Origin of the sequence: Candidatus Rhabdochlamydia sp. T3358, from assembly GCF_901000775.1 — a bacterium.
GTDB lineage: Bacteria > Chlamydiota > Chlamydiia > Chlamydiales > Rhabdochlamydiaceae > Rhabdochlamydia.
Genome location: NZ_CAAJGQ010000029.1, coordinates 1 through 3,642, shown reverse-complemented (window position 1 = coordinate 3,642; position 3,642 = coordinate 1). Strand labels below are relative to the sequence as shown.

The 3,642-nt window shown below is 37.0% G+C and carries 4 protein-coding genes and 1 pseudogene; 1 reads left to right on the top strand and 4 read right to left on the bottom strand.

Annotated elements, in window-relative coordinates:
* Positions 1-35: 35 nt before the first annotated feature.
* Positions 36-293, bottom strand: a pseudogene (locus RHTP_RS07485) (transposase); the annotation flags it as partial.
* Between the two features lie 409 nt (positions 294-702).
* On the opposite strand from RHTP_RS07485, the gene RHTP_RS07480 reads away from it, so the two are divergent.
* Complete coding sequence (locus RHTP_RS07480; RefSeq protein WP_138107504.1) at positions 703-1,038, top strand: hypothetical protein; 336 nt, start codon at positions 703-705, stop codon at positions 1,036-1,038.
* 42 nt (positions 1,039-1,080) lie between these two features.
* On the opposite strand, the gene RHTP_RS07475 is transcribed toward RHTP_RS07480, so the two are convergent.
* The 3 genes from RHTP_RS07475 to RHTP_RS09210 all read right to left on the bottom strand — a co-directional run.
* Positions 1,081-1,989 carry a hypothetical protein gene (locus RHTP_RS07475; protein ID WP_138107503.1) on the bottom strand — a complete coding sequence of 303 codons (909 nt, stop codon included), beginning with the start codon at positions 1,987-1,989 and terminating at the stop codon, positions 1,081-1,083.
* Positions 1,986-3,422: a hypothetical protein gene (locus tag RHTP_RS07470; RefSeq protein ID WP_138107502.1), complete on the bottom strand. Its 1,437-nt coding sequence runs from the start codon at positions 3,420-3,422 to the stop codon at positions 1,986-1,988. Before RHTP_RS07470 ends, RHTP_RS07475 begins: the two co-directional genes overlap by 4 nt.
* A gap of 37 nt (positions 3,423-3,459) precedes the next feature.
* Positions 3,460-3,642, bottom strand: a 183-nt coding sequence (locus RHTP_RS09210) for a transposase (RefSeq protein ID WP_171005777.1), incomplete at its 5' end; no start/stop codon positions are given.

Sequence of the window (3,642 nt, the reverse complement as noted above, 5' to 3'; positions counted from 1 at the left end):
GCTCACAGCACTATTCCTAGCTTGTGAGCCTACCACTTTTTTGATACAATATCCTTTAAGGCTACTATATCAAGTTGTGCTTCCGCTAGTAGTTGTTTTAATTTTCTGTTCTCTTCTTCTAGCTTTTTTAGCCTTTTAATTTCAGGTAATTCTAGTCCAGAGTATTTTGAACGCCATGCATAATACGTTCCTTTTGCAATATTATAACGCCTCAAAACATCTGCTATAGATCCTCCTTCTCCTTCTTTAAGTATCTGGATGATTTGTTCCTCAGTAAATCGACTGTTCTTCATTGGCTTCTTGCTCCTTATTTAAAGGCGTCCATTTTAGCATGGATCAACTTTTGGGGAGCAGGTCAAAGTGGGACTATCCTTCTTAATGCAAAAGCTTGTTGCAATCCATTTAAAGCCGCAGGTAACTGCGGTTTTTGATTTTTAGAATAGAGAGCAAGGATTACACAGGTTTTCCTAGTAAAGCTGCGTTTCTTCCAAAAAAAAGAAAGGATAAAACAATTCGCCTAGTACAATGTTTTAGAAAGAAATGCACTTAAAAAACATGCTTCTAAGTGCTCAAGGGAGCTAAATGTTGCTCGACTTCAATGAATTAAATACTATATAATTAAAGCTCACCTTATATCAAAAGTAGTCCTTTTAGACTACTATGAGAAGGTAGTTCAACAAAAATTAAACATGGAGATTAATCATGAATAACATTCCTCCTGGAAATCCTAGACAAGGGAACTTAGGACAAGTTGATTGGGGCAGACCTACACAACAAGATAAGATAAATCTCACAAAAAATTTGACGGATTACGCTTTGACAAAAGCTCAGGAAGTAGCAACACCTGTAATAGAACAAGCCATTGCAAACAAATATCCAAATACACCAAGGCCAGCCATACAAGCAACTGTTGGTTTTTCTCTAACTCAAGTAAAAAACCAAACTCAAAGAGTTGTAACTACGGTACTCGAATCAGACTGCTGCTATGGGAATGAAGATTCCTCTATTTCACGTTTAGTTGAACGGAAATTTAAATAAATTTTTAAATGGGGGCTTAAGAGACCCCAAAGGCTTTCTTATTTAACGGTTTCCCAATATAATCGCACGTGAATACACAGATCCTGGTAGGGTCCTACATAGCAGTTCTTCATCAGTCGGGGTTTTCCTTGCTAAATCAAGTGGATCGGCTGGATCGCCCCACTTTTCTTGATGATCCATCCAAAAAATAGCCTTCATAACAAATCTACATACGGTTGTTAAGATATTTGCTTGCTCACAATTTTTAATATCTTCCTCATATATACGAGAAATTTCTCCACATGTCAGCATGACGTTCTCTCTCTCGTATGTGTTAAATCCTACTTCAGTTCTTTGCATGCTGTGTCGGATTTTCCAAGCCTTATCAGCTACAGCGCTAATTCTAACGGTACCTTTGTAGAGAGAATTAGGAGCTATAACACATTGATACCCCCAACAATAGAGTCCTGCACGTAGTTTCTTAGCTATATCAAGCAATTCTTGATAGTTTTTTGCTTTGTTTATAGCAGTTTTTAATTGTATAGATAAAGGACTCTGTAGTAATTCTTTATAAGAAAAACCATTTCCGTTATTACTCCATTTAGATTGATGGTTTTTCCAAAAAAGGATGCTTATAACAATTCTACATATGTTTTTTAATCCATCTGCTTGAGCACAATTTACTTTATCCTCACCATATAAACGTGAAACTTCACTACACAACAAAATCACATTGTTCTTTTCTGGTTCATTAAGTTTTTCTCCTTCTTTTTCCATTTTTTTTCTGATTTTCATGGCTTTTTCAGCTATAGCATTAATTGCAATCGTTCCTTCATATATCCGTGATTGAAATGTTGCAGTAGCGTATTGATATCCCCAAGAAGAAAGTCCTGCACGAAGCTCTCTAGCAATGGGAAGCAGTTCTTGATAAGTTTGTGCAGTATATACGGCTGTTTTTAAGTTTATAGTCATGCTTTTTTTTCTTCCTCTTTTGTTTCTAATTCTTGTTTTGAAGGAGGTTCTATTTTATATGCATAGAAAATTTCTCTTAGAGCAAAACCAGCACCAAGCGTAGCAGCTATTCCAGCACCGGTGCGACCAGCAATAAGAGTACCCCAAAAAGCAGCACTTCCAGCAAATAGTGTCGTATAAGAAGTAATTAGACTTGCTTCTTGTACTAATGCTTTAACTCTAGATCCAGTATAGAGCACCGGCGTTGGCCAACATGTCTTGCTTAAAAGGCATCCGGATCTTAGAAGAACTTTTATATTTGCTATAGATAAATTTCTAATAGAATACTCTATACAGTTGTACTCATCCATGTAATTTTCTTCCAAAGGAGCTGCAGCTACATCCTCCCTCTTGATTCTTCGTTTAACCGCATCAGATAACGGGGTAAAACTATTAGAAGGACCATGAAGCTCAAGTGCTGATCTTCTTACCAGTTCTAGCATCTTGCCACTGTCAAGCTTAAAAAATACCAAAGGATCTCCGTTTTTCTGATGGGTAACTTCTAGAAAGACTTGATTTATCATCTTTTGAATGTCTTCCTTAGGCCTGCTCCAAGTTTCAGTTTTCGAAACCTCTTTTGCTCGTTTTTTTACACTTTCTCGCGAAGCTTCTAAAAATTTAATAACTCCTATTCCATTTTCTTTTGTGAGATGAACGACTCTAGAAAAATATCCTCCTTCTTCAATTGTCTCTATTACAAGCGAAGCATGTCCTACCCAAGTGCAAGGGAAGGAATTACTGTTTTCAGCGTTGAACATGGTTACGCACCAATTATTCATATCCAACGGAGTCTTTCCATCTACAGCACTTTTTTCCTGTGTTATTTTTTCCTTAAATTCAACAATACAAGTTGACTGTTTAGGCTGACCAGGAACGCGTTTTGTTGCCTGATAAACATGAGGGTGTCTTTCCATAACCCATGCAATCCGTTCTGATAAGGATAAATTCTTTGGTGTAGAAATTTTTTCCATTACCAAATCTTTTTCTCCTTGAGGCCCTTCCCATATGGTACTATAATACAAGTCTTCGCCGACGCGAACAGCACTAACAGGATTTTCATACTTCACATCCCATGTATGAAGCTCTTCTTCATTCTCTATGAAGTCAATAGTATCATTATCTCGAAGGATGGGATACTTTCTCAATAAAAGATTGATAGCTTCTTCTGGAGTAAGAAAATCAGGAAAGGGAACTTGGACTTTAATGCTATCTTGGCCATTTATGAGCTGGCATTCAAGCAGGTCATTATTGCGAATAAGATAAGCTTTACTTCCATTTGCTAAATGCCAAGTATGAACTGTATTCTCTGGTTTTATTTCTGCTTGTATTTGTGGCTCTGCCTGTATTCGTGGCGTGTAAAAATTGAAGCTATTTAAAATTCTGGAAATTGTCACTTATTCCTCTCGCTCTTGAACCTATCTTGAATTAAATTTATTGTTTTAAAGATACTTGCCGACTTAAGAAATTCATCCAATAGCCAAGTAGTCCAAACATTAATAGACCATTCCAATATACTGCCTTTCTTTCCCAGCGCACTGTAAGGCGACGAAAGCCTGTCTTTAACCAAGAAATCGTTCTCTCAACGACCCAACGTTGCTTTTCAAGGTAGCAAAT